Annotated in this window: 20 protein-coding genes; 15 read left to right on the top strand and 5 right to left on the bottom strand. The window is 56.5% G+C overall.

The features are described 5' to 3' along the window. Positions 1-664: 664 nt before the first annotated feature. The 9 genes from HG15A2_RS03885 to HG15A2_RS03845 all read left to right on the top strand — a co-directional run bounded on the left by HG15A2_RS03885 (position 665) and on the right by HG15A2_RS03845 (position 9,816). A complete protein-coding gene (locus HG15A2_RS03885) occupies positions 665-1,393 on the top strand; it encodes a class I SAM-dependent methyltransferase (RefSeq protein WP_145058033.1) in 729 nt (242 codons plus the stop codon). Then, entirely contained in the window at positions 1,390-2,694 is a 1,305-nt protein-coding gene (locus HG15A2_RS03880; protein WP_145058031.1) for an APC family permease, read from the top strand. Before HG15A2_RS03885 ends, HG15A2_RS03880 begins: the two co-directional genes overlap by 4 nt. A gap of 531 nt (positions 2,695-3,225) precedes the next feature. Next, the gene (locus HG15A2_RS03875) at positions 3,226-3,459 is read left to right on the top strand and encodes a hypothetical protein (RefSeq protein WP_145058029.1); all 234 of its coding nucleotides are present in this window, start codon (positions 3,226-3,228) and stop codon (positions 3,457-3,459) included. A 325-nt stretch (positions 3,460-3,784) separates the two neighbouring features. After that, on the top strand, positions 3,785-4,483 hold the full coding sequence (locus HG15A2_RS03870) for a cation transporter (protein WP_145058027.1): 699 nt from the start codon (positions 3,785-3,787) through the stop codon (positions 4,481-4,483). Beyond that, positions 4,480-5,028, top strand: a complete 549-nt coding sequence (locus HG15A2_RS03865) for a hypothetical protein (protein ID WP_145058025.1) — start codon at positions 4,480-4,482, stop codon at positions 5,026-5,028. The genes HG15A2_RS03870 and HG15A2_RS03865 overlap by 4 nt, the downstream gene beginning before the upstream one ends. Before the next feature lie 50 nt (positions 5,029-5,078). Then, the gene (locus HG15A2_RS03860) at positions 5,079-6,263 is read left to right on the top strand and encodes an ABC transporter permease (RefSeq protein WP_145058023.1); all 1,185 of its coding nucleotides are present in this window, start codon (positions 5,079-5,081) and stop codon (positions 6,261-6,263) included. Positions 6,264-6,302: 39 nt separating this feature from the next. Beyond that, entirely contained in the window at positions 6,303-7,892 is a 1,590-nt protein-coding gene (locus HG15A2_RS03855; protein ID WP_218932309.1) for an efflux RND transporter periplasmic adaptor subunit, read from the top strand. Positions 7,893-7,945: 53 nt separating this feature from the next. After that, positions 7,946-8,671 carry an ABC transporter ATP-binding protein gene (locus HG15A2_RS03850; RefSeq protein WP_145058019.1) on the top strand — a complete coding sequence of 242 codons (726 nt, stop codon included), beginning with the start codon at positions 7,946-7,948 and terminating at the stop codon, positions 8,669-8,671. 2 nt (positions 8,672-8,673) lie between these two features. After that, positions 8,674-9,816: an ABC transporter permease gene (locus HG15A2_RS03845; protein WP_145058017.1), complete on the top strand. Its 1,143-nt coding sequence runs from the start codon at positions 8,674-8,676 to the stop codon at positions 9,814-9,816. 296 nt (positions 9,817-10,112) lie between these two features. Here HG15A2_RS03845 and HG15A2_RS03840 read toward each other — a convergent pair whose 3' ends face one another. Both HG15A2_RS03840 and HG15A2_RS03835 read right to left on the bottom strand, forming a co-directional pair. Continuing rightward, on the bottom strand, positions 10,113-13,736 hold the full coding sequence (locus HG15A2_RS03840) for a beta strand repeat-containing protein (RefSeq protein WP_145058015.1): 3,624 nt from the start codon (positions 13,734-13,736) through the stop codon (positions 10,113-10,115). A 396-nt stretch (positions 13,737-14,132) separates the two neighbouring features. Then, positions 14,133-14,996, bottom strand: coding sequence for a hypothetical protein (locus tag HG15A2_RS03835; protein ID WP_145058013.1), 864 nt, complete (start codon positions 14,994-14,996; stop codon positions 14,133-14,135). Positions 14,997-15,238: 242 nt separating this feature from the next. Here HG15A2_RS03835 and HG15A2_RS03830 point away from each other — a divergent pair, with 242 nt between their 5' ends. The 6 genes from HG15A2_RS03830 to HG15A2_RS03805 all read left to right on the top strand — a co-directional run bounded on the left by HG15A2_RS03830 (position 15,239) and on the right by HG15A2_RS03805 (position 21,438). Beyond that, a complete protein-coding gene (locus HG15A2_RS03830; protein ID WP_145058011.1) occupies positions 15,239-15,610 on the top strand; it encodes a hypothetical protein in 372 nt (123 codons plus the stop codon). A 653-nt stretch (positions 15,611-16,263) separates the two neighbouring features. Beyond that, positions 16,264-16,947, top strand: coding sequence for an ABC transporter ATP-binding protein (locus HG15A2_RS03825; protein WP_145058009.1), 684 nt, complete (start codon positions 16,264-16,266; stop codon positions 16,945-16,947). Further along, entirely contained in the window at positions 16,944-18,437 is a 1,494-nt protein-coding gene (locus HG15A2_RS03820) for an ABC transporter permease (protein WP_145058007.1), read from the top strand. The genes HG15A2_RS03825 and HG15A2_RS03820 overlap by 4 nt, the downstream gene beginning before the upstream one ends. 74 nt (positions 18,438-18,511) lie before the next feature. Next, a complete protein-coding gene (locus HG15A2_RS03815; protein ID WP_145058005.1) occupies positions 18,512-20,140 on the top strand; it encodes a hypothetical protein in 1,629 nt (542 codons plus the stop codon). Between the two features lie 33 nt (positions 20,141-20,173). Next, complete coding sequence (locus tag HG15A2_RS03810) at positions 20,174-20,887, top strand: hypothetical protein (protein WP_145058003.1); 714 nt, start codon at positions 20,174-20,176, stop codon at positions 20,885-20,887. A 23-nt stretch (positions 20,888-20,910) separates the two neighbouring features. Continuing rightward, entirely contained in the window at positions 20,911-21,438 is a 528-nt protein-coding gene (locus tag HG15A2_RS03805; RefSeq protein WP_218932308.1) for a DUF3299 domain-containing protein, read from the top strand. Positions 21,439-21,502: 64 nt separating this feature from the next. Here HG15A2_RS03805 and HG15A2_RS03800 read toward each other — a convergent pair whose 3' ends face one another. From HG15A2_RS03800 to HG15A2_RS03790, 3 genes are all read right to left on the bottom strand, one after another. Further along, complete coding sequence (locus HG15A2_RS03800) at positions 21,503-23,134, bottom strand: coiled-coil domain-containing protein (RefSeq protein WP_145057999.1); 1,632 nt, start codon at positions 23,132-23,134, stop codon at positions 21,503-21,505. A gap of 212 nt (positions 23,135-23,346) precedes the next feature. After that, complete coding sequence (locus tag HG15A2_RS03795) at positions 23,347-24,312, bottom strand: C-terminal binding protein (RefSeq protein WP_145057997.1); 966 nt, start codon at positions 24,310-24,312, stop codon at positions 23,347-23,349. Between the two features lie 135 nt (positions 24,313-24,447). Then, on the bottom strand, positions 24,448-26,088 hold the full coding sequence (locus HG15A2_RS03790; RefSeq protein ID WP_218932307.1) for an AMP-dependent synthetase/ligase: 1,641 nt from the start codon (positions 26,086-26,088) through the stop codon (positions 24,448-24,450). Positions 26,089-26,108: the final 20 nt, after the last annotated feature.

Genomic DNA, 26,108 nt, shown 5'->3' with positions numbered 1-26,108 from the left:
ATTGCCGCCTGAAACGGAGCTAAGGAAACTACTCAGATTTCATCGTTCGAGGCATCCCAACCGCTCGCCAATCCATCTTGGCTATTTACAGGAGGTGAGAACAACTATCCAGCACGAAGGGCAGTTAGGATGTCCCGCCAATTACCACAGGAAATATTGTCTTGAGCAGCGAACGGTATTTCCTTCGCTGCTATTGCGCGACCCTCAGTTCGTTACAAGGACTATGCCTCGAATGGGTTAGATACAGCTCCCAAAAACAGGCCGCTTCACCGGCTTGAAAAGTGAGAGTGCGTTTGGGGAACGCAACTCTTTGTCAAAGCCCATGTTGGCTGTGGTTGCTATCACGGATTCTATATTCTTGTCCGGTTTCACCTAGCTTAGAGCGTCGCATGAGGGAATCGATCCTGAGACGAAAGCGATCTTCGGCGGTATGCTCGTCAGTCGATAGTTGTGCAAACAGCAAATCGAAGCACGACACGCGGCCAAATCCTCAACCGCTTCACCCACCTCGGAATGTCGCTCACTCAGTGAAATAAGGCGACAAGGCAGCTTAGCGACATCACGTTCTCTCATTGGCTCGCCGAGTGCGAGTTGTTGCCAGAGGGGTGTAGGTGTATTCTTGATCTGTTCTAATAATTCTTGCTGACTAAGGAGTTTGACACCGATGGTTGCCTACCAATTGTCTCTACGGTTCGCTCTTGCGATTGCCTTGCTCACGGTTCTGGCGAGCAAAGGCTCGTGCCAGGCGGTGGCTACCCCCGAGAAGCCCACCAGCGTAAAGCCCGGCATCAACGACTCATTTCTCGACCCAAATTTGGACGTCGACGATTGGGTAGCACGCTTTGAAGTTGAGAGTCGCGAAATCTTTCGGGCTCGTGATAAAATTGTCACGCTGCTCAAGCTGACCGCTGGCGATGTTGTCGCAGACATCGGTGCCGGCACTGGCCTGTTCGTCGAACCGTTTGCTAGGGCCGTGGGCCCGACGGGGCAAGTTCTTGCCATTGATATCGCCCCGGCGTTTGTCGAGCGAGTTAGTGAGATTGCCAAGACGAAAAAACTTCCGAATGTTACCCCCGTTTTAGGCGGGGAGGACAACGTGCGATTACCGCCCGAGAGCATCGATGTGGCATTCATTTGTGACACTTACCATCACTTCGAAAATCCGCAGGCCTCGTTGGCATCGATCCAGCGCGCGCTCAAGCACGGCGGACAGCTTGTGGTGATTGATTTCGAACGCATTCCGGGAGTTTCACGCGAATGGACTCTCGGTCATGTGAGGGCGGGAAAGGGCACATTTCGCCGAGAGATCGAGCAGGCAGGCTTCGAGTTCGTCGAGGAAGCTCTATTCGAGGAGCTTGAAGAGAACTACTTCTTGCGCTTTCGCAAACCATGAGTCACGGAGAAGCGAAGAGGCCCTTGGGCATTCTGTCACTGACCGCCCTGGTGGTAGCCAGCATGATTGGTGCTGGGGTTTTTACAACCAGTGGATTTTCGGTGGCGGATCTTCGCTCGCCGTGGCTCGTTATGGCGGCCTGGGGAGTGGGAGGTGCAATCGCTTTGTGCGGTGCGCTCAGTTATGGCAAACTCGCCCAGCGTTTGGCCGAGAGTGGCGGGGAATATGTATTTCTCTCTCGCTTTCTTCATCCAGCTGCTGGCTTCCTGGGGGGCTGGGTTTCTCTGCTGGCAGGTTTTACCGGAGCTGCTGCCTTCGCAGCCATGACCTTCGATCTCTATGCCTGGCCTACTGACAGTCGTCCTGCCTGGCTTCCCGCCAAGTCTCTCGCCATGCTACTTGTGCTGGTGGCTACGGTATTCCACGCCTTCCACACCAAATCAGGAGCAATGGGTCAGAACCTCTTGGTGGGAATCAAGTTAGTGCTTATGGCCGCTTTCTTGTTGGTTGCTTACTCCCTAGTTGGAAATTGGCAGGGAGCAGCGCTCGTCGAGCCGTTGGATTCGCCGCCGACCAACATCCTACTGAACTTCGCTAGCTCGGTGATGTGGATCTCTTTAAGTTACAGCGGTTTCAATGCTGCTGTGTATGTCGCAGAGGAAGCGCGGGGCGGATCGACAACGATTGCCAGAGCAATGATTTACGGGACCGCCGTGGTAACGGTTTTCTATCTACTGCTGAACACGGCGTTTCTGTTTGCGCCGGGAGTACAGGCCATCGCTGGTAAAAGCGATGTTGCTGCCATCACCGCTCAGGCGTTGGCCGGAGAATGGTTCGCGTGGCTTACGCGGGCAATGATCTGCCTGGGATTAGCCAGCAGCGTTTCTTCGGCACTGGTAGCAGGGCCGCGGGTTTATGCGAAGATGGCCGCCGATGGCTTTCTGCCTCGCCAACTGGCGACCAAAACTTCGCCCCCGACCAATGCGGTACTTCTGCAAGGGATCAGTGTTTTGGTCGTGATTTACTTTGCCGGACTGCAATCCCTGCTTTCCTACTTAGGACTCACACTCTCGCTGTTTGCGGCTCTTACCGTTTCGACACTGTTCATTTCATCCAATAAGTCTCATGGCGAGTTAAGGCCAACAGTGGGTCTTCTTGCGCCGGGAATCTATGTCAGTTCAACCTTGATACTGGCTGGGTTGGCTGCCTATCACCGTCCGCATGAAGCAATCGCAACGGCGGTTACTTTGCTGTCGGGGATAGGGCTGTACCTCGTGGTGAGGCGTTACTCTTCAAGCTGAGCAGGTCTTCTTTTCGGTGCGGTTAGAGTCGGCGCACCTTTGGCTTAAAGCCCTGGTCAAAGCAATTCCAGCAATCTAGGCAGCGCTCCTGAAGCGGGAACTGGCAGCGAATTACCCGACTCCCATCGGAGGGGGGGATAGCGTCGACTTAAGCCTTGGGCCCCCTGCAACCAACTTCGATGGCAACTGTGATGAATGTGCTAAGTCTCTACCTCAGCGTTAGTTATGGCCACCAGATTGCTGCGATTGCATGACCGGCCGGCCAACTGATCGAAGCGCCTAGTCGGAAACTAGGGTTGTTCACAATGCCCGTTTGTTCAGAGTGCCCGAACCGTCTAAACTTAAGGGATGTGCCGAACCGATGGATTAGATAGATTCGTGAGAATCTTCCGTCCGCTCTAGGAGACAAGATCAGCGTGTTTCGTCGTTACCACAACTTGAAACGAGGTATTGCTCTACTAGGAGTGATGCTTGCCTTGTTTGCTGGCGTGGAACACACCCATCTGATTTGCAAACTCGGCGGATGTGTGAATGCGTCGACAGATCATTCCTGTCTTCATCACGGAGCAAATGGATGCAAGGCAGCTGGTTGCTCGCACACCTGCGGGTCGATGGCTGCCAAGTCTGGCCGAGATGAAGCCGGAAGCGCTGACGAAGATGGCACTTGCCCTTGCCCTTGCCCTGCTGGTTGCTGGTGCCACCAAGCACCACAACCGCTGGAATTGCCTAGGGACTTGGCTGAGTCAAGCGAAGCCTTGCTGGTGAATCTGCTGTCGATTCCATGTGCGACTTCCATTCTCAGCGACCTCGAGGTGATGGCGTATTATGGCGATGACGAACTTCGTTCGATTGCAACAACTTCGCCGGAGCGCTGTGCCGTGCTCTGCCGCTTTCTGATTTGATTTCTTAGCGGCAAGCTTTCTGCTTGCGGCGCATCTTTGCACTTTCTTGGCCCGTCTTTTGAGACTTGGTTGCCAGGACCACGAGTGGAATCGTTCCGCCCTCCCCGCTCTGCTAGTAGCTCTTACTGCGCGTCTGTGCGTTGCGAGCGACCACTGCTAGCCGATTTAGATCCACAAAGGAGAAGATCATGCACCAGAAGTGCTACCAAGTAGGCCAATTGATTGCGATGATCGCCGTTTACGGCGTATCAGTTCAAGCACCTGCTTTTGCTGCCAGGCCGCAATTGCCAATTCGCCAAGTGCAGATTGTCGACGAAGCGATGTGTTGTGCTGGCTGTGCCCGTAATGTGTCGAGCCAGCTGTACACCATGCGCGGCGTCAAGGAAGTAGGCGTCGACCTCAAGTCACGCACACTAACCGTTTCTCTTCCCGCACCAAGTCCCGCGGTGCTCGGCCAACTTTGGCACGCCGTCGAGCAAGGCAAAGGAACTCCGACAAAACTAGTAACCGCAGAGGCGACCTACACGTTGGTTCGCCCTAAAGTCGAGCCGATCGATCAGTCATCGCATGCCGCTACAGCTCAGACGATTGTGATCGACAATCTGCACTGCCAAGGGTGTGCAAAGAAGATCGTCACACAAATCTATACGCTCAAAGGCGTTACCAAGGTTAGCGTCGATATGGAGAAAGAGACTCTGTTTGTTGAGTCGCACCCCAAAGTACAACTCTCGCCCTGGTCCCTGGTCGATGCCGTGGCCAAAGCCAAGGAACGACCGATTGCCATCTTCGGCGGTCATGGAGAACTGAAAATCAAGTACGCAACCAAGGCAGCCCCGAAGACCCATCAACAGGCCTTACAACCCCGTACACAAGGAATTCAGAGATGAAAACAATATCCTCAAGAACGCTCTACTCCACATTCCTAGTAGCCTTGTCTTGCGCAGCAGCCACCGTCGGCTGCAATTCCGCCACTGAGTCTCCCGGCGTGGCTTCGAGTCAAGCAACGAATGTGGACGCCAGTCTCTATCAATTGGAAGATGAACCTGATGGTGCGGTTGGCGTCATTGCGGCTCGCGAGTCCGCAGACGATGGTGCCCCCATTGTGCTCATCGGACGCATCGGCGGTTCGGCCCGCCCGTGGGTTGATGGGCGCGCCGCCTTCACGCTGCTCGACGCTTCGATGGCAGTCGTCGCCAATGGCGAGAGCTCGGGCGAGACTGAGTTATGCCTGGACGACTGCTGCGCCTCGGATCGACAAAAATGCACAACCCTAGTTAAAGTTGTCGACGCCCAGGGAAAGCTCGTGCCAGTGGACTCACGTGAACTGCTCGGTTTGAAAGAGTCGGACTTGGTGGTAGTTCAGGGAACTGCTCAAAAAGATGAGGCCGGTAACTTCGTGATGCTCGCCAAGGGCGTCTATGTCCGCAACTAGACACATGACATGCTTTTGCTACTGGAGCCCATTACCTGGAGACTGTAACGATGCTTGGTCAAAAGCTACTACCTTGGGATTACGGCGTGCGAAACTTGTTTCGTCGTCCGTCTCGCAGTGTGTTGACGCTTGGCGGGCTGACCATCGTGGTACTACTGGTGCTCGTCGTGGTCGGTTTCATCCGCGGGCTCGAAAAATCACTCGCAGCCACGGGCAATCCGAATGTGGTGCTCGTGTACGCACTTTCTTCGGGTGCCGACATTGAGAATTCGTCGATCCCCGGTAGGAGTCCTTCGCTACTGGCTGCCAGTGTGGACGGCGTGCGTCGTCGGCATGGCGTTGAGTATGTTTCGCCGGAGCTTTACCTAGCGACCCGCATCACTGCGTCGGGAATGAGCGAAGATGCTTTGAGTCAGGGGGGTATGGGCTTGGTGCGTGGGGTGACGACAGCAGCACCCTTGGTGCGAGACAAAGTGCAATTACTGGAAGGCGCCTGGCCGCAGAGTGGCGAGGTGATCGTTGGTCGCTTGGCCCATTCAAAACTTGGGGCGGAAGAAGAAGACCTAGCTATTGGACAGCAAGTGAGTTTTGACGGACAGAGTTGGACGATTAGTGGGACGTTCGTAGCAGCTGGCTCGGCGTTTGAGTCCGAGATTTGGGCGCCGCTGGCAGATTTGCAAACCGCCTTGAAACGGCAAGACCTGAGCATGCTCGCCGTCGCGATGGATTCGCCAGAAGGCGTGGCGGATGTGGATTTGTTTTGCCGCGAGCGTATTGATCTCGAACTCAAAGCGGTATCGGAAAGTGGTTATTACGCCGCATTGCAAAAACACTACAAGCCGGTCCGGATGTTGGGTTGGGTAGTGGTCGTACTCGTTGCCGGATCAGGAATCTTTGCGGGGCTTAACACTATGTATGGGGCAGTTGTGGGTCGAGTACGCGAGCTCGCGACGCTTCAAGCACTTGGGTTTCGCCGCCGTGCCATCCTGCTCACGCTAGTTCAAGAGGCAACCTTGTTAGCGTGTGCTGGTGCTCTGGTTGCCTGTTTGATTGGTCTCCTATTAGTCGACGGGACCGCCGTTCGGTTTACGATGGGTGCCTTCATGCTTTCGGTAGATAGCGTAGGCATTGCGGTCGCTTGCGGCGTGGCAGCGCTGCTAGGAGTTGTCGGTGCGTTGCCTCCAGCGATCAAAGCAATGCGACTACCCATTGTTGAAGCAATCAAAGCGATTTAGCAATCGAGTGGAGAAGCGATGCGGAAGGCATCAACAACCATGACCAGCCAATCCCCACAACTTGATCTCAGCCAGTTGGCCGTCGATCGTAGCCAGCCGAAGAAGGCGGCGGTGAAGGTCAAGCGATCTTGGCTTACCAAGTACGTTTTGCCGCTGAGCATCTTGATTGGTTTTCTCAGTCTGTTCGGCTGGTCAGCGCGCGACAGCTTCCTCCCGGCCCAATCGGTCACAATCACGCCTGTCGTGGTTAGTCGCTCTGAAGTCAAGCAGGAAGGAATGCCACTATTTCAAGCTGCCGGCTGGATCGAGCCAAGGCCCACGCCCGTGATTGCCTCAGCGCTAACATCCGGAGTGATTCAAGATTTGTTGGTGATTGAAGGTCAGCGTGTTGAGCAGGGTGAGCCGATTGCTCTGTTGATTGATGCTGATGCGAAGCTCGAACTAGCCGATGCCCAAGCTCAGCACGCGATGCAGCAAGCAGAAGTGCAGCGAGCAGAGGGGAACTTAATCGCCGCCAAGACGAACCTTGCCAACCCGGTTAATCTGCAAGCCTTGCTCGCTGAATCCGAGGCAAAACTTTCCGAGGTGCAACGAGAGCTAGACAACCTGCCCTATGCGATCGAAGCATCAAGAACACGCCAAGAGTTGGCTGCTGAAAACGTGAGACGTAAACAAGGGGCTGGCGGCGCCATCACGGGGCGGGTACTGCGAGAAGCCGAGGCTGAACTAGCGACAGCATCGACGGGAGTCAACCAACTAACAGCCCGAGAACCAACGCTGAAGACGCAGCTAAAATCGCTCGCTGAAAAAAGAAACGCGCTGGCCGTTAGACTCCAACTCTTAACCGAAGAGAAACGGGCGCTAGCCGATTCCAAGGCAAGCCTTGCAGTCGCCTCCGCCCGCGCCGATCAGACGCGCCTGGCGGTAGAAACAGCTAAGCTGCGGTTAGAACGGATGACTGTTCGCGCTCCCATCGAAGGATGCGTTCTCAGCATCGAATCACGCCCCGGGCAAAGACTTTCGGGAATTAATCCTCACTCCGAGCAGGGGTCAAGCGCCGTGGTCAGTCTCTACGACCCGGCAATGCTCCAGGTGCGTGTCGATGTTCGTCTGGAAGATGTGCCCCAAGTGCAGATAGGTCAGCCGACACAGATTGAGACGGCGGCGGTTGGCACACCACTAGCTGGCGAAGTCATTTCCGTCACTACCTTTGCCGATATTCAAAAGAACACGCTCCAAGTGAAAGTGGCAGTGAATAATCCGCCCGACGTTATCAAGCCTGAGATGCTTGGCAAGGTGACATTTCTGGCTCCCCCCTCACTTGCCGCAGAAGACGAGCAGGGCGAGTCGCCTCTGCGGATGTTCATCCCACAATCACTCGTGATCTCCGGCGAGCAAAGCACGCAGGTATGGATTGCCGATCTGGCAGCGGGAACGGCGCAGCTGAGAACTGTTGACATTGCCAGAGGAACTACCGATGGCGGTTTGGTCGAAGTTGTCAGTGGACTCGCGCCTACTGGCAAGTTGATCGTCGCTGGCCGCGAATCCATCGTCCAGGGCACTCGCATTCGAGTCACTGGCGAAGATAGCACGCTTTCTGGCGGCAATAATTCCCTTAACAGCAATTAGTCCACTCCGCATGTCGCTAGCCGATGACTAGCCAGCAGAAGGAAAACAATACCATGCCATTGGTTGAAGTGCATAACGTTGTCAAAGAATATGCCAACGGTGAAGAAACTATCCGACCTCTGGATGGCGTGAGCCTAACTGTGGACCAAGGCGACTACGTCTCGCTCATGGGCGCCAGTGGCTCGGGTAAAAGCACCTTGCTCAACTTGATTGCCGGCATCGACCAAGCCACCTCGGGCGAGATTGTTGTCGCGGACACCGATATTACCAAGCTCTCACGCGGCAAGCTCGCCGATTGGCGGGCCCGTCATATTGGCTACGTGTTCCAGACACACAATCTAATTCCCGTACTCACCGCCTACGAGAATGTCGAGTTGCCGCTCCTGCTGCTGCCAATGTCCTCGGCTGAGCGTCGCAAACGAGTTGGGATCGCGATGGAGGCGGTTGACCTGACTTCCCGCGCATCGCACTACCCCAGGCAAATGTCCGGTGGGCAGGAACAGCGAGTTGGTATCGCTCGGGCCATCGTCGCCAACCCAACGGTGGTAGTCGCTGACGAACCGACCGGTAGCCTTGATGACGAAACGACTGAACAGATTCTCACGCTACTCAGTCGTATCAATACGGAACTGGGCATGACACTACTCATGGTCACCCACGACGCCGACGCCGGATCACGAGCCAGGCGGAAAATTCGCTTGGAACGTGGCCGGTTGTTGGAAAACGGCAAACCCGTGTCCCTTGTTAAAGGGCAAACCGCACAACTGCATACGGCTTAATCATGCACAAGTTCATTCCTTATGTCTTCAAAAGCCTGTGGCGTCATCGTGCCCGCACTCTATTGACGGTCAGCGGCACCGCGGTCGCGCTCCTGGTGTTCTGCTTCATCGGTGGAGTACAGCAGGGAATGCTCGCCCTGACCGCTGGCGAAGACGCTGGACGCACGCTCATCGTGTTTCAAGAGAACCGCTTCTGCCCGCAGAGCAGTCGCTTGCCCCAGGACTACGAAAGCACGATCGCGAAACTGCCGGGAGTGCAAGCAGTCGCTCCGATCAAGGTGTTTACTAACAATTGCCGAGCGAGTCTCGACGCGGTTGTCTTTCAAGGGATCGAGCCCGAAAAGATGAAGGCATGGCGAGATGTTAATCTAGAGTCCGGCAATTGGAATTCGTTTGCCAGCCAAGACGACGCAGCACTCATCGGTGTGGACTTGGCAGCAAGGCGCAACTTGAGTGTTGGAGATAAATTCACCATTGGTGATGTCTCCGTCCTCGTGCAGGGTGTCTTTCGATCGACTTCGGCTGCCGAGAACAGTCTCATCTACACACACCTCGACTTCTTACAGCGCGCACGAGGCGCAAACGATGTCGGAACGGTAACTCAATTAGAAGTCCATCTCACGGACAGCGCCGATCCCGACGCGATCGCCAAACAAATCGACCAAGAGTTCAGAAACGGACCGGTAGGTACCACGACGCGAACCAAAGGAATGTTTCAAGCCGATACTTTAGCAGACCTCGCCGAACTGATTGGCTTTGTCCACTGGCTCGGTTATGCCTGCGTTGGGCTCGTGCTATCGCTGGTTGCCACTACAACGGTAATGTCGGTGCAAGATCGCATCAAGGAACATGCCGTCCTGCAGACCCTCGGTCTTAGACCGCTACTTGTTCTTGGTTTGGTACTGACCGAGAGTCTACTGCTGAGCACGCTGGGCGGTATCCTCGGGGTAGCGGGTAGCGTACTGCTACTCTCTTCGGCCGGCATGTCGATCGCCGCCGAAGGGGTGACGATTGCCTTTGAGCCCTCGCTAACACTCGCCATTCAAGGTGTGTTGGTGGCGGTTGTCGTTGGCATCCTCGCCGGACTAGCTCCGGGCTGGCACGCTTCACGGACTGAAATCGTCTCGGCACTGAGACACGCCTGATCATTCATGGCACGCCAGCATCAGAGAATAAATCGATGAACGATAGCGCATCAAACTCGATAAGTGGGACATGGAAGCAAATCAATACACAGTCCCGGGCAATTTGGGCTGCGACATGACTGCTGGCAGTTGGTTGCGCGACGAGTTCACAGTCATTCGCTACCACCTCGGGCATACCTGATAGCGAATCGACCACCGACGCGACTGTGATCTCACAGATTGAGTACCAGGAGTCACTACCGATTAAGCTGCTTCAGCCGTAAGGCTCCTTTCCACGCCGATCCGAAGAGCCGTTTTTAGCCTGCGGTCATTCTCACCGACGGCACGAACGGCAACCGAGCAAGCAGCAAGCAGCAAGATGCGAGCAGCGTAAGAGCCACAGTGGTCGGCTCGGGCACTTGGCTAGCACTCGCTGATGAGGGTGGTGGCTGAGTTCCATAATGGTCCTGCCAATCGGTGAGCCCATCGGACATTCCGTCTTCGCGTTGCCATGTTAAAAAGTCGGCCCCATCCACATCGCTGTCTCCGTCGTAATCGCCTGGCAACGCAGCAAAGGCGACGACATCGTTGCCGTCGCCGCCGGTGTAGGTCAGGAAGAGGTCGACGCCGTTGAAACTGCCCAGCAGGCCACCCTCGGCGACGTTGCCGAAGACGCCGCTGCGCGTGCGGGCGATGTCGATCAGGGTGAAGCTGTCGCCGTCGGAAAGGGTCAAGCCCGGGTCGAGATCGACGCCGAGCGTGCCGGCGAGGTTTACGTCCTCGCCGACATCGATCAGGGGGTCGGCCGTGGAGGCGAGGGTGAAGTTGAGGAAGGCGGTGCCGCCAAAGGATTGCAAACGAAAGCTAGCGCCGACGCTGATGTGACCGCCCGCTTCGACGTTCAGTGTGCCGGTGCCAATTTGACCGACAGTCAAAGTGTTCGTGATGTCCCACGCGGAGTCGGCGCCAGTGACGGTGGCCGTGCCGTTCGCGTTCACAAAGTTCCCGATGTGTGCCCTCTCGCTCACCACCGAGCCGCCGTTATCGATGTTCAGGATGCCGGTGCCGGACGTTCCAACATTGAACCCCGCGGTATTGTTCCAGGTCGATCCCGCGCCGGTGACGGTGGCCGTGCCCATCGCACCTGTTGCGCTGCCGAGGGTGCCGTCCCTCGTGGTCACCACGCCGCCATCTTCGATGTTCAGGACGCCGGTGCCGGAATTCCCAACAATGAAGTAGCCGCTGTTGTTGTTATTGGTCCAGGTCGATCCCGCGCCGGTGACCGTGGCGGTGCCGAACTCGTTGGCTTGATCGCCGATGATGGTTCGGGTGAAGGGCTGGCTTTGGCTCAGGGTGCCACTGTTCTGTACGACCAGCAGGCCGCCGAAGGCCGGGTCCGCGCTGGTGTCGCTAATGGTGATGGAGCCGCCCGTGCCGCCGGCCTGCGCGGCGTCGCCGATGAAGACCGCGCCCTCGTTGCTGGTGGTCAGCGAGCCGGTGCCGGCGAGTCCGACGTTGAGGCTGTGGGTGTTGACCCAGGCCGAGCCCACGCCGTTGACGGTGGCGGTGCCGATCCCCGAGCTGTTTCGGCCGAGGTTGCCGGTGGTATTGGTGACCACGCCGCCGGCCTCGATGTTGAGCGTGCCGGTGCCCGTGCGGCCAACATCGAGCGTGCCCGAGTTTTCCCATCGCGAGCCTGTGCCGGTGATGGTGGCGGTGCCAATCCCCGTGCTGTTTAGGCCGAGGGTGCCTGAGGTGTTGGTGACCTTGCCGCCGGCTTCGATGATGAGTGTGCCGGTGCCGTTGAAGCCGATATCGAGCAGGTCCGAGTTGACCCAGGTCGAGTTCCCGCCGGTGACGGTGGCGGTGCCGGACGCGTTGATTTCTCCTCCGAGGATACCCTCGGTATTGGTGACGGCGCCGCCGGCCACGATGTTGAGCGTACCGTTGGAGTTTTCGAATCGGCCGATTTGCAAGATGCCGGCATTGAACCAAGCCGAGCCCTGGCCGGTGACCGTGGCGGTACCTGTCGAACCATCGGCTCGGCCGATGGTGCCTTGCGTGCTATCGACCACGCCGCCATCCTCGATGTTGAGCGTGCCGGTGCCACCAAGGCCAATAAAAAAATCGGCTGGGCTATTCCAGGTCGATCCCGGGCCGGTGACCGTGGCCGTACCCGAAGAACCGGTAGCTGAGCCGAGTACGCTGCCGTTGGCGGCTACGACATCGGCTCCGCCCGACACCGTGATGCGGCCGCTCTCTTCATCACCGACAAATATCGCAGTTGAGAAGTTTGCCGAGGCCCCGGCCCCGAGCGTGAGGTGGGGCAGGTCCGCCGGCGACGCGCCATCGAGGATGTAGTTTTCGCTGAGGTCGGGCAAGTAGGCCCCGCCGGTGATGTTAAGGTTGCCGTCGGTGAAGGTGAGGGTGCCACCCTGGCTGTTGTCCAGGCCGCCGTTGGCGCTATAGGTTCCACCGGAGTTGATTTCGAGGGTGCCGGTTGGCAGGATCGTCGAGCTGTCGGTGATTGTGAGTTGGCCGCCGGAGATGGTCACTTGGCCCGAGTCGACGGCGGCGCCGATGTCCAGGTCGCCGGTGATCTGACCGACGGCACTGGTGGAGAAGGTGACGACCGAGCCGTTCGTGACGGTGTAGTCGCCGGTGAGTCTGACCCGGGCGCTATTGAAGGCGGTGAGGTTATTGCCGGGGGCGAGGTTGAATCGGCTGTTGCCGGCGGGGGTTTCGATGCTGTTGAGGATGCCGTCGTCGATGAAGACGTCGCCGTTGGCGTGGTAGACCCCGCCGCCGGCGGGCAGTGGGGTGATGCCGTTGGTGGTGTTGATGTTGAGGGTGCCGCCGGGGCCGATGCGGGTTGCGCCGTTGGCGTCGACGGCGGAGTCGCCGCTGACGGTGAGGGTGCCGGTTGAGGTGCCCATGCCGAGGGTCAACTCGCCGGTGACGGTCGAGCTGGATCCGGAGGTGAGGGTGACGACGCCCGCGCCGGGGTTGGCGGCCGAGCCGATGTCGAGGCCGGCGTTGAAGGTGGCGGTGGCGTCGCTAGTCAGCGTGAGGGTGCCGGTCGCGCCGGAGAGTCCCAGGGCGGACGGGGCCGCGCCACCGGCGACGAGGGTCGTGCCCAGGCCGTTGAGGTCGACGGTGCCGTTCGAGCCGTTCCCGATATTCAAGCGCTCGGTGAGGGTCCAGTCCGAGCCGCTGTTGAGGTCGAACGTCGCGTTGTTGTCGACCTCGTAGTCGCCGGTGAAGTTGAGCTGGGTCTGGTCGAAGGCGGTGAGCATGCTGCCGGAGCCGAGGGTGAAGCTGCGCGCCGGGCCGGCCTGTTCGGTGACGTTCAAGACCGTGAAGTCGGCAAGCGTGATGCCGCCGTTGGCGTTGTACTGGCCGTGGATTCTCAGCGTCCTGCCCGACCCCAGCGAACTGGGCCCGTTGATCGTCAACGTGGCATCGCTCTGGAGGGTCAGGTTGTCGTTGATGAACAGTCTGTTTCCCGTGAGCGTGCCGTTGGCGAGACTGTATTGGTCAGACCCAAAAGTGATGTCGTTGACCGACCGGCTGCCGTTGAGGTCGATGTCGGTGTTGCCGTCGTTGTCGTGTGAGAAGAAGACGTTGTCCCCGCTGCCGGGCAGGTCTGGGCTCTGGAAGCCCTCGGTATCCCAGTTGCTATAGAAGATGAAGCCGCCGTCGGTGAAGTCCCAGGTGTTGTTGAACTCGCCGTCCCAGGTGTAGTTGTCTGCGGAGGCGGGCGTGCCGGTGCCGAGCATCGTCATCGCCGCACAAAGAGCGGCAACGCGGCACAGGGTACCTGCCCAGTGCCGGCCGGGTGTTCCGTCCCCTGCCAGAGCGCGTAATAAGACAAGCGTGGGCAGTGCCAACAGCCCTTGCGCACGGATTTCATTACGATGGAGATATTTCTGTAGATTCACGCTGCCCCTCTCCGCACCTCACGGTGCCTGTCTGATTCGCCGTCTCAACCGAGTAAGAGCGAACTGTACGGCTTACGAAGCACGCAGATATGCCATCACATCCGCCGCCCAATTATAACTACACGGCCTGGACAGAGCCTGTGCTAAATCTGATAGTAGCTGAGAAATTGAGAGATATTGTTAACTCCTGTCGAGTGGGTATTCACTTCCCACGGGTGATCCCAACCTATCGTGCTGGGGCATGGACGACTGTCACCCAGGCCGATGCCCGGAGGATGTTGTGCGTGGGCAGGATGCAGCACTTAAGTGCAAAGCAACAGGACGAACACGCGAGAGTAGGGCCGATAGAACAAGATGCGTGCCCTAATGCTGAGTTCAACGCAGGCCGCATGGTACTCAAGCAGTATACCGTCTGCTTAGCATGAGGCTACTTGCGGTCAGCGCGAGCGCGAAGATCGCAGGCTCTGGCACCGTCGCAGTATTAACCACCAGCGGCGATGCTAGGCCGTAGTTCTCCTCCCAATCGCTTAATAATCCTATACTAGGATTCCGCTGCCAGCTTAGAAAATCTAAGCCGTCGACGTTGTCATCGAAGTTGAAGTCTCCGCTCGTTGAATTCATGTTATCCAATATCCTCAGCTCAATCTCATCATACAAGCGTAGATCGTTATCCAAGGACGTATGGGTTATCGAAGTGTCGCTGAACAATACCTCAGCATTAACATTCGTTGCCCTTTGGACAAAGTCTTCTCCCTGAGGCTCAAAGAAGCCGGTGGAATTCTGGTAGTAGTTGTGACCGACATCGACATTGCTGGGCAGCAAGTTGTTCCAGCCGCCGTGAAAGTTTTCCACCGAGTCGACCTGGATCGTTAAATCAACATCGATTCCGACATCTTTTAGGAAATTATTGGCTAGTTGCAGGGTACTGTTGCCACCGAAACTGTGGCCAACGATAACGAGCGTCGACCGGCCAGCGGTAGCCATGTTGATCCAATCAAAGGCTTCTTCCTTTCGATCCCAGTCGAAAACCATTCCGTCGTAGTTCGGTATATTCGAAGCCGCGAGTGTCGCGTTCAGATTGTCCATCCCGGCATTCGCACCAGCAAGAAAGCCGGTAAACAACGCCACCTGCGTCGTGCCCGCCGCAGCCTGGGAATAGGCAACAAACGGGGCAACTCCCAATAGCCAAGGCAAGAGAGTCAGTATCATGGGCAACGACTTGCCGACAAGAGACTCGCGGTCGATAAATATGCTTCGCATGCAGGGCGGCCTCAAGAGCGTCTAATGAGACATTATCTCCTCAGCAGTATAGCAAGATTTGTAAACGGTATATAAATCGCCATAATTGATTGTCTATTTGCGGAGGCGGTATTTAGTACATTCGATTTCAAGAGTAATGCCTCTTGCCGAAGTATAGCTAGCAACAATATGCTTATATCATATAGAGAGGCATCACTCTGATGCATCTGTACCATATACTTTGATTGATTGAGGGGTTTGTAATGGCAAGAACTGCCACGAAGAAAGCTGCCAAAAAGACTACGGCAAAGAAGAAAGTGAACAAGAGCGCTGCCATCCGCGAGTTCGCAAAGGCTAATCCGAAAGTCGGACCAACCGATATTAGTCGCGCACTTGCCAAGAAGGGGATCAAAGTTGCCCCTGCTCAAGTGAGTACGGTTATTAGCAAGATGAAGGGGGGCAATAAGAAACCAGCGAAGGTAACGCGTGCTACAAAGGCTAAGGCAGCCAGCGCGGCAACCAACGACAGGGTAAGCTTCTCCGGACTACTTCACGCACAAAAGTTTGTGCAACAGGTTGGTAGCATCGAAGAAGCGAAGTCGCTGGTGGACTCCCTGCAAAAACTCCAGGCTTAGTCTTCCTGAGTAACAACTTGATGCAGTACCTGCTGCCTCCAAGGAGCCTTTCCTTGGAGGCTATTTTTTTTTATTGCCCACCGCAACTTCGCGAGGCGTACCATGAGGCGAGGCCTACCCTACTTATGAGGTCGAGATTTTACACTAGCCAAAAAAAGAGGGCCGGCGAGGTGCGGGTTCCTCGTCGGCCCTCTTCGCGGGGGGCGAACCATCGCGGGGAGGCGATGGTGAATTGATCAGTTGCCGTGACGGCTGGCAGAGCGATTATGCCTTGTTGGGGTACCTTGCTCGGACGGGCAGGGCAGGCGGCTCTCGTTTTGATCGTTGCTGAGAACTAATGCGAATCGGGTGCCAAAGGAGCCTCGCAGGGGTGGCCGATTAGCAAAACCTCCTTCCCTCATTGGACTTACGACATTTGGCCTATTCACCGGAGGAATCTGGCCACATGCGAACTTTGTAAGAAGGTGTGCGTAGAATTGTAAGGTTTGCCCCCAGAGTAAGTTCCAAGAATTCAGAATAGGACGCAGATGAACGCGTCCTATTCTTCTTGCATGGCTCGCCTGTTGCCCCTCTGCCCGTCCCGCTATCATACCTAGCTTGCTAAAACAGTGCTGGGCAAGCCAGCAGTGGCTCCCAACCCTATATTTCCACCGATGCTCCTACTTGAAGACGTCCGCAAGTCCTACGCCGAACCCGACGGCAGCCGGCTGGATATTTTAGATGTCCCCCGCCTGGCTGTGGATCGCGGCGAGCAGGTCGTCCTGCGCGGACGGAGCGGCGGCGGGAAGACCACGTTGCTGAATTGTATCGCCGGGCTGACGACGGTCGATTCAGGACGCATCGAGATCAATGGGCGCGACTTGGTGGGCCTGCCTGAGGCAACACGCGATCGCTTTCGCGCCCAGCACATTGGCTTCGTCTTCCAAACCTTCAATTTGCTACCAGCATTCACCGCATTAGAAAACGTGCTGCTGGGGATGACCTTCACCAAGCAGAAGGCCGACCCCCAGCGTGCTGCCACTTTGCTAGAGCAAGTGGGGCTGAATCATCGGCTCACGCACAAGCCGAGTTCACTTTCAGTGGGTGAACAACAACGCGTAGCCGTCGCGCGGGCGCTGGTCAATCGACCCGTCTTGCTCTTGGCCGACGAACCGACGGCCAACATCGATCCTGCCCATCAGCAACAGGTGGTCGATTTGCTACGTGAATCGTGCCAGCAGGAGGAAGTCGCCTTGCTACTAGTAACGCACACACCTGAGGTGGCTGACCAATTCGAACGTGTCGAAGAACTCGAAGCGATCAATCGTGTTTCAAAAAGCAGTGGGGTGGTCGCATGAGTTTCTGGAAGATCGCCTGGCGAAACCTCCAACAGCGAGCTCTTGCCTCTACGCTCACAGCCTTTTCCATGGCGCTAGGCGTAGCGCTGATGATTCTGGTGCTGGTCATTCACGGAGTGGTGGTGAACCAGCTTACCAACGATGCGCAGGGCTATCACGTCATCGTCGGGGGAGGGAAGGGCAGCAAGTTTGAAGTGGTGCTCAGCACGGTGTTCCATTTGGGCACGCCGCTGTACCCAGTTTCGTATAGCTATTACGAGAAGTTCGTCGATGGCGGCGAGTACGCCCCCTACACGGAAGCGGCGATCCCGATCTGCTTAGGCGATAGCTACGAAGCAAACGACGGCACTCGCCTGCGTGTTGTGGCTACCACGCCTGACATGTTTAGTAAAATTTCCTACGCAGCAGACAAGCAGTACGAATTTGCCGAAGGCGAGAACTTCCAACGAGAGAACTATTACGAGGCCGTCTTGGGCAGTGTTGCTGCCTATAAGACAGGCCTCGGCGTAGGCGACAAATTCCGCCCGGCCCATGGCATTAGTAGCGACCAGGGGGATCACGACAAATTCACCGTCGTCGGGGTGCTCGCTCCCACAGGCACGGCCAACGACCGGGCCATGTTCATCAACATGGAAGGTTTCTACCTGCAGGAAGGTCACGCGCTCTCTGCAAAAACGGCAGTACAGCGGCCCGTGGTGCTCGGGTCGAAAGTCGCCTCTGGGAGTGGCCTGAATGTGGGAGACAAGTTGCCCTCGAAAGCGGAAGGCGAAGCGCGCAGTAGCGTTTTGGCCGTACTCGGGCCGACCGGTACTTCCAACGACCAGCTAGTATTTGCTCCTTCGGAGGGTTATGAACTCCCGAAAACCGCTACAAGTACCACCGAGAAGCCGTTACCACTGGCCGCCGATGGCACAAAGCCTTTGCCTCGCGCGCAGCGCGAGGTCACTTCGATCCTAGTCCTTTGCAAAAGCCCCTTCTACGCGGGTGAGATCGATCGGCAAATCAATAAGGGTATCGATCGCACGGTGCAGGTTGTTGCGCCGCGCGGAGTGGTTGCGCAATTGGCCGATGGATTTCTCGCGCCCATGCGCATGATCCTGCTGGTGCTGACCATCATGATCGTGGTTGTGGCCGGCATTAGCATTCTGGTGAGTATCTACAATTCGATGAGCGAGCGCAGTCACGATATTGCCGTCATGCGTGCCCTGGGGGCGAAGCGCTCGGCAGTAATGCTGATTGTGTTGTTCGAGTCCGTGCTGCTGGCACTGCTGGGCGGTATCGCGGGCATGCTACTGGGACACGGTATTCTGGCTGTGGCGAGCCCCATTGTGGAACGTTACACCGGCGTTATGGTGGCTCCCTGGCAGACGAGCCCTGAAGAGTGGCTACTTGTGCCGGGGCTGCTGGTTTTCGCTGCTTTGGTCGGTTTTCTACCCGCTTTGACCGCCTATCGCACCGATGTAGCCAAAACTCTCAGCGGCGGGCGATAGCCTCTTTTGGTAGAATTGAGCGAGTGGAATCCTGTTTTCAATCAGCGAACTAGAGTTTTTCAGCGAGTAGAGTCATGCGATCATTTCTAGCCATTACCCTAATGCTGCTGCCATCAATCGCGTGGGCGTGCCCTTTCTGCACGACCCCGATGCAGACGCTTAGCGAGGAATTAGACGAGGCAGATGCCGCCGTCATTGCCCGGCTAGAGACCCCGATGCCAGAACTAGAGGTCGGCGAGCTGTCTTCAGGCGAAGATGATTTTGCCGTGTTTGCTGTGGAGGAATCGCTGCGTGGCACATCGGCCGCTGCAGGGGATCGCGTGAAGCTTGTGTACTTTGGCGAAGCGGCACCCGAGAAGCGATTCATGATCACCAGTTTCAGTCTGCCGCTGGGTGAGGACGAGCCGATTACCGGCGCACAAGTGGAATGGGGCACACCGCTGCCATTGTCCGAAGCGGCAGTGAAGTATGTGAAGAAGTTGGAGTCTGTGCCCGAGGAAGGCCCTGAGCGGCTGGATTTTTTCCAAAACTACTTCGAGCATGAAGATCCGCTCCTCGCTCAAGATGCCTACGACGAATTTGCGCGAGCGCCTTACGAAACAATTGTCGCTTTCTCCGGCAGCATGGATCGCTCGCGTCTATTGGACTGGATCAATTCACCGGACGTAGGCCCTTCCAGCCGCCGGTTATACCTAACGATGCTCGGCGTGTGCGGCGGCCCCGAAGATGTGGCAATGCTGGAGAAGCTGCTGAACTTCGATTACCAGGATATCAAGCCGGGCGTCGGCTCGACAATTGCCGCACTGTCAGTGGGATCGTCCGTCGGTGCAGGCATGCTTGATACTTTGGTGCGAGCTGAAGATCGCCGGCGGAAGGAATGCCTCGATGCGTTGATCGCTTGCTATCTGAAGCTCAAAGGGCCTGCTGGATTGGAACTGGTGAACGAACGGTTCTTCAGCAATCAGAATGTGTCCTACACGCACCTCCACATGGCGGTGATGGCATTGCGTTTCCACGGCGAAGAGACCGACGTACTGCCGCGCGAGAAGTTACTGGAAACCATGCGGCTTGCACTGGATCACCCCAAGTTTGCGGACCAAGTGGTCACAGACCTCACGCGCTGGGAAGATTGGGAGATTATGGATCGCCTTGTCAGCATGTTTCGTGAGTCGGATGAGAATGCCTTCATCCGCATGCCTGTCGGTTCGTACTTAGTAGTCGCCGCAGAGCAACCGGGAGAGGTTGGCAAGCGAGCACGAGCAGCCATCGAAGAGTTCAAAGAGCTCGATCCCGATACCATGCGCCGTATCATGCTGCCCCTGCATTCCAGCGCACTAGGCTCACTGAGCCGCGCCAAAAACCGCCCAGCCGATGAGGAAATCGACGCTGAAGTCACTGACGACACAGCGACGGATTCTGCCGCTGACACGACTTCGACCGCAAAGTTGAACACGACAGTCGATCAAGCCGTAGAAACAGGGCCCGGGGTAGATGCCGGTACGTCGCTGAGCGTCAATCCGAACAAGACGACAGCTGGCGCGGACATGGTCGTACCCGACGCAGAGCTAGCCCCCGTGTCTGTGCCCAGTCGCTTAGCCATGATTGGTGTGGCAGTGCTGGCAGGGCTCGTGATGTTTGGGATCTTTGCCGTGTTGCTGCGAGGCTCCGACCCGAGAAGTCCCCGCCCAGAAAACCAAGCTTAGAATCTGTCACCGAGAATCCTGAAAACAAGAATCATGTCCACGATTGAGTCCATTCCCGACACTTCGTTCGAACGCGATGAGTTCGACTACCGTGCGTTGAGCACCGGCGCGGTAGCGGCTGGCATTTTGGGAGCACTGTCCACGCTTATTTTCCTAGCTGGAAGCAATTCTTTTGACTCTGCCTTAAAGATTACTCCGTTGCCAATCTTGGCACTGGCGGTTGGATTACGTTCTTGGTTTCGCATCCGATCTCAACCAGAGGCACTGAGTGGGCGAGGCATTGCCATGCTTGGCATTATTCTAGGAGTCATCAGCCTTGCCGGAGGATTGGGCTACGCTAGTTATGTCCACGTCACCGAAGTACGCGAAGGCTACGAGAGGACCTCCTTTTACGAGTTTGCCCCTGATCAAAATGAACTGAATCTGGGCGATCCCGTGCCAGATGACATCGAAGAACTCGACGGCAAGCCGGTTTTTATCAAGGGATTCATGCGGCCCGACTCGATTGCTGTTTCCAAAGGAGTGAAGGAGTTTCTCTTGGTGCGAGACAATAACGAGTGCTGCTACGGCGACGCGAGCAAGGTAAAATACTACGACCAGTTGGCGGTCAATGTGAAAGACAAAAAGGGCGTGGAATATTCGCGTGGCATGTTCCGCGTACACGGCACACTACATGTGCTGCCACATAACTCTACGCGTGGGCCCGGCTACCCCGTATTTTCCATTGAAGCTGAGCACGTAGAATGACGCACCTGCGGACTACACTCTGGATGCTTCTTATCGCTTCGCCAATGCTTGCTGGCTGTAGCGACTCTTCTGGCGAGCAGCCTTCATACTCTACGACAGAGGCTACCGCAGAAGATGAATCTCCCGTTAGTGAGTTAGACAAAGCCAAACCGAAATCTCAAGTAGCCCGCTCAACTCGCATTCAGGATAAAACGTTCGACGATATTAAATTTGAAATGGAGAAGACCGACCCATTCAAGCGCTCGCTGTTCACTCCGGAGATTGAAGCACTGTTTGGTGGGCGAATTCGGATTCGCGGCTACATGCTGCCGACGCCTCGCAGTGAGGGCCTCACGGAGTTCGTGCTGATGCGAGACAACTTGGAGTGTTGCTTTGGGCCCGGAGCGGCATTATTCGATTGCATTCTGGTGACCATGAAGGACGGCAAGACGGCCAAGTTCTCCACGCGGCCCATTGCCGTGGAAGGGACTTTCCGCTTCCAGGAGTTCATGGACCCTGTGAACGGGTCTCACCTGGCAATCTATGCGCTCGACGGCGAAGCGGTGAAGTGAACCGCACACACGAGCGTCGCTTTTTGAAAGATGGATGGCTGCACCCGAGGCTAGTGTTTTTGGGTCAGTCCTCGCCCGAATCCCCATCTTCACGCAGCCCCAAGGCGGCCAGCCAGCGGCGTTTGGGCTGCACTTCTGAATCGCCTTCTGTTTGGCTTGGTTTGTCAGCAACCTCACTAGAGATGTTCGAGATCTGGTTTTCCATTTTCGAACGCTCGCGAGCGAGTTTTGCGCGTTCCACGGAAAACTCGAGTTCCGACTTGCGAACTTTGTCCTCCCACTCTCCCTGCAGTTTTTTAAGCCGCTCGACTTCTTCTTGGACTAATTCGTTACTGTCGAGAATTTCTTTCTTCACGGCGGATAGCGCCATATCGACGCCACCCTGTTTCAACTTCTCAACCAGCTCCGCAATTTCGCGATCCTTTTCTGCAATGACTTCGTCCGTCATACGAATCGTTCCCTGCAGGGATGCTCGCTCGGCACGACGCGCTTCGGTTGGTTCCGATTCGGCCGCTTCTTCGTCGAGTTGGGCGATGAGTCGAGCCTTCTGAGCTTGCCAGTCGAATCCACCAGCAGCGGCTGCTTCAGCTTCGACCTGCGGCGAGGTGATGCGCAGCTGGTTGAGCTCTTCACGCAAATCAGCTGATTCTTGTTTGTATTGCCGTACATCTTCGACGGAGCGTTCGAAGCGTTGTTGTAGCTCGACCAGTTCTTCTTGTAGGTCATCCCCCCCTATCGGGCCGGTTTGCTGTTCTAGTTGTGCTATGCGTTCCACCAAACGGTCGCACTCACTGCGGGCTGCAATCAGATCGGCTGACTCTTGATCGTTAACCTCAGGCCGCAGCGCCAGTTCCTCACGCAAGTCGGCGTTCTCTCGTTTGATCTTCTGCACGTCCGCGAGAGCTAGATCGAACTTCTGCTGCAGAGGCTCCAGTTCGTCCAATGAATGAGCTGCTTCCCGCAATTCGGCGACTTGCGACTTCGCAGTCTCTAGCGACTCGACCAGTTTTTCTCGCTTTGCTTCAGAGCTACCAAGATCTCCGTTGAGTTCTAACTCTTTCGCCTCGAGAGCTTCGACGAGGTCGAGTAGTGTCTCGTTCTCTGTCTGCAGCGTGTCTCTCTCTGCGCGCAGCTCTATGAGTGAGCTTTCTGCCTCTGCCAACGTCTGGCTCGTCTGCTCACACGTTTCACACGCGGCACCTGCAAGTGCTTCATACTGTTCGCGTTGTAATAGAAGTTGCTGATCGAGTTTCTTAATACGTTGTTCAAGCTCGGCAGTCGTCGTGGACTCAGTACGCTCTCCCTCTTGGCGAGCTTCTATCTCCGACTGGAGCGTCTCGATGGTTTTTGCGTCTAGCTCTGCCTGCTCGTTTCGAATTGCCAGCTGAGCATCGAAGCTCTCCTGCAACGTGGCAATGCTGCATTCGAATTCCGCCAACTTGGCTTCGTACTCAGCAGTTGCCGCTGCGAGTTGGGCAGCGCTATCCTCCTTTGATTTGGCATCCTCTGAAGCCTTGGCTTCGTAGCTGGCGATGAATTCTTCGACGCGTCGATTGACTTCTTGATCAACTTCTTCCAGCTGACGCGCGTAGTCCTGCAAACCGCGGTCGGTTTGCTCGCGAATGGCGCGCAGTTTGGCAGCGATAGAAGCTGATCGCTCGCTGCTGAGGTTCGGGTTGTCCTGAGTGTCTTCCATGCCTCTGCCACGTCCAGCCAGCTTCTTGGCACCGCGTTGCGGCAGCCTAAGTTGGATGAACCCATACTGTAGAGAAGAGTAGTCCAACAATATGTAGGTCACTATCAAGAGCTAGTCAAAGCAACCCGGGGAACAGTTCGGTTGGTAACGATTATCGCGATCAGCCGCGGCGAGGCAGTAGTCACCGTGCAGCTCAGGTATTGGCGATCAGCTCAGTCAGTCGATAGCACCTCGGGGTTCACGATGTTCTCCGGCTGCTTGCCATTGAGGAAGTCGGCCATCTGCTGGGCAACTCGAGTACGGAGTTCTCGAACAGACTCAGGCGAAAGAAAGGCGATATGCGGCGTTACGATCACCCGTGGATGATTCCAGGGGGGCTCGGCCAGATTGGGCGGCTCGGGATCTTGCACGTCAAGCGCTGCCCCAGCAAGCCGGTTTTCGTCCAACGCGCTGGCCAGCGCAGTATGATCGATCAGCCCACCGCGCGAGGTGTTAATCAGTGCCGCCGTCGGTTTCATCTGAGCTAACGCCGATTCATCGATAAGATGCTGCGTGTCGTCTGTCAGCGGTGTGTGCAACGATACGTAATCGCTAACAGAAAGCAGTTCCTCCAAGGGCAGCCATTGGACTCCCACGGGACACTGCTGCGAACGGTTCGTTCCTACCACTTTCATACCGAGCGCCAACGCCTTCTGAGCTACGAGCGAACCAATCCGCCCCAGCCCAACCACGCCTAGCGTCTTGCCTTCAACACGCGTGACGGGCAGCCCCTTCACTAGATTGTACTCGCCCGACTTGGTAGCGAGGTGATAGCCGTGCAGGTACCGCGCAAGCGTGAAGATCGAACCGATGGTTTGCTCAGCCACTTCGAGATTGCAGTAATCGGGCACGTTCGTGACAAGAATGCCCCGCGCAGACGCAGCGGCGACGTCGATGTTATCGAGCCCAATGCCTGTGCGAGCAATGTGCCTGCAATCTGCGGCCGCTTCGATAACTCGCTCCGTCACGGGGGCCCAACACGTGAGAATCACATGGCAACCGGGCGCTAGCTCGATGAGCGTTTCCTCGTGATTGTCGGGCGAGATGATGAGTTCGCAGTCGAGTTCGGCCAGACGCTCACGCTCGATATCGGCGTCGGCCCAAGGGTAATCGGTGTAGAGTGCTTTGGTTTTTGACATGGTTCATCCGTTAATTAGTTAGCCACAAAGAGCACAAAGGACACAAAGTTAGTTGGTTCACAAACTCACTAAGCCTAAGTATCTTCGTGCTCTTTGTGTTCTTTGTGGTTATTCTTTGAAGTGTGTAGGCAGATTTTATTTATACATTGCTTCAATCTCTTTTTGGAAATTCTCCTCGATGGTCTGCCTACGCAGGCTCAACTTGGGTGTCATTTCGCCCAACTCTTGGGAGAAGCCTCGCGGGATAATTGCAAAGCGAGCGATCTTTTCGTGATGGGCGACGCTAGTGAGGCAGCGTTCGATTTCCTCACGGAACCAAGCGTGTATCTTTGGGTGAGTGACTGCGCGGTGCTTTGACCACACCCACAGGCGCTGGCGGCGAATTTCTTCCTTGAGCCGATCCGGATTGGGAACAATGATTGCCGTAACGTACTTCTGGCCGGTGCCAAACACGCACGCTTGTTCTATGACTGGCGAGCCGGTCAGCCTCTGCTCGATGCTCGTGGGAGCGATCTTTTTTCCCGTGGTAAGGACGATAATCTCCTTCTTGCGACCACTGATGCGCAGGTTCTCGTCGCGCCATTGCCCCAGATCGCCAGTGTGGAGCCAGCCGTCTTGGATCGCTTCGCTCGTGGCAGCCTTATCCTGCCAGTAGCCCATCATGACGCCGGGCGAGCGAACAAGAATCTCGCCATCGTCGGCCAAGCGGACCTCGACTCCAGGGATCGGGCGACCAACGGTACCGGGCACGTATCCATCGCTTGGTGTGGCGGTAATCACAGGCGAGGCTTCAGTGAGTCCGTAACCCGAGTGAATCGGCAGGCCGCGATCACTGAAGAACTGCTCAATCTCAGGGGCTACGCCAGCGCCGCCACAGCTGAGTCGCCGGATGCTACCACCGAAAACCGCTCTTAAGTCTTGCTCAGGAGGCAATTTTTGATCGAGATGCGAACCCCGGCTGTGCGTAGCACTACGGCCAGGCGTGCCAGAGGTGCTCGGTACACGCAATCCATCGGCGACCTTCTGATAGAAGTAGGGAACGCCATTGAGCGTCGTCGGTTTGACGAGTAGGCAGTCGCGGAGAATCGTGTCACGCGATTCGGCTAGCACGAGGTGCGTGCCGCGATACAACCAGCTGCCGAGATCGCACGTACGAGCATAAATATGTGAGAACGGCAAGAACGCTAGCCGCGTCTCCAACTCAGCTGAGGCAACCGCGTCGCTCACTGCGACCGCATTGCTCACCAGATTCTGGTGGGAAAGCATAACGCCGCGCGGCTCACCCGAAGTGCCAGACGTATAGAGAATCGTGGTTAAGGCTTCGCGATCGGAATGCTCAATCCATTGCGAAACATGGCTCGTGTCGACCGTGCCCTGCCCTGCTCTCGTGTGCATCTCCTCAAAAGTGAAGTTCTCGATACTCGTTTCTTCGCCAATCTCCGACGTGACGCGGGGCGAGTCGGCTAGGATCAAACTAACTTGCGCGTGTTCAATGCGCCCCACAATCTGCTCGATCGAAAGCGAAGTATGCAATGGCACACTGACCGCTCCACAAAGCTGTAACGACAGATCGGCCAAAATCCAATGGTAGGAGTTCGACCCGATCAAGGCCACCCGCTGGCCGCGCCCGAATCCAAGTTCTGTGAGCGCCGCAGTCCATCGCAACACGTCCTCGGCCACTTGCTGCCAACTGTAGCTGTGAAGCTTGCCCTTGGCGATAGTCGTGAGGGCAGGCTCATCGCTCTGCGCGCAGCGCTCGTACAGAAATTGCGGCAAGCAAGCGACTTTACCGATGG

Source organism: Adhaeretor mobilis, assembly GCF_007741515.1.
GTDB classification, from domain to species: domain Bacteria; phylum Planctomycetota; class Planctomycetia; order Pirellulales; family Lacipirellulaceae; genus Adhaeretor; species Adhaeretor mobilis.
This window is presented reverse-complemented; position numbering and strand designations above follow the sequence as displayed.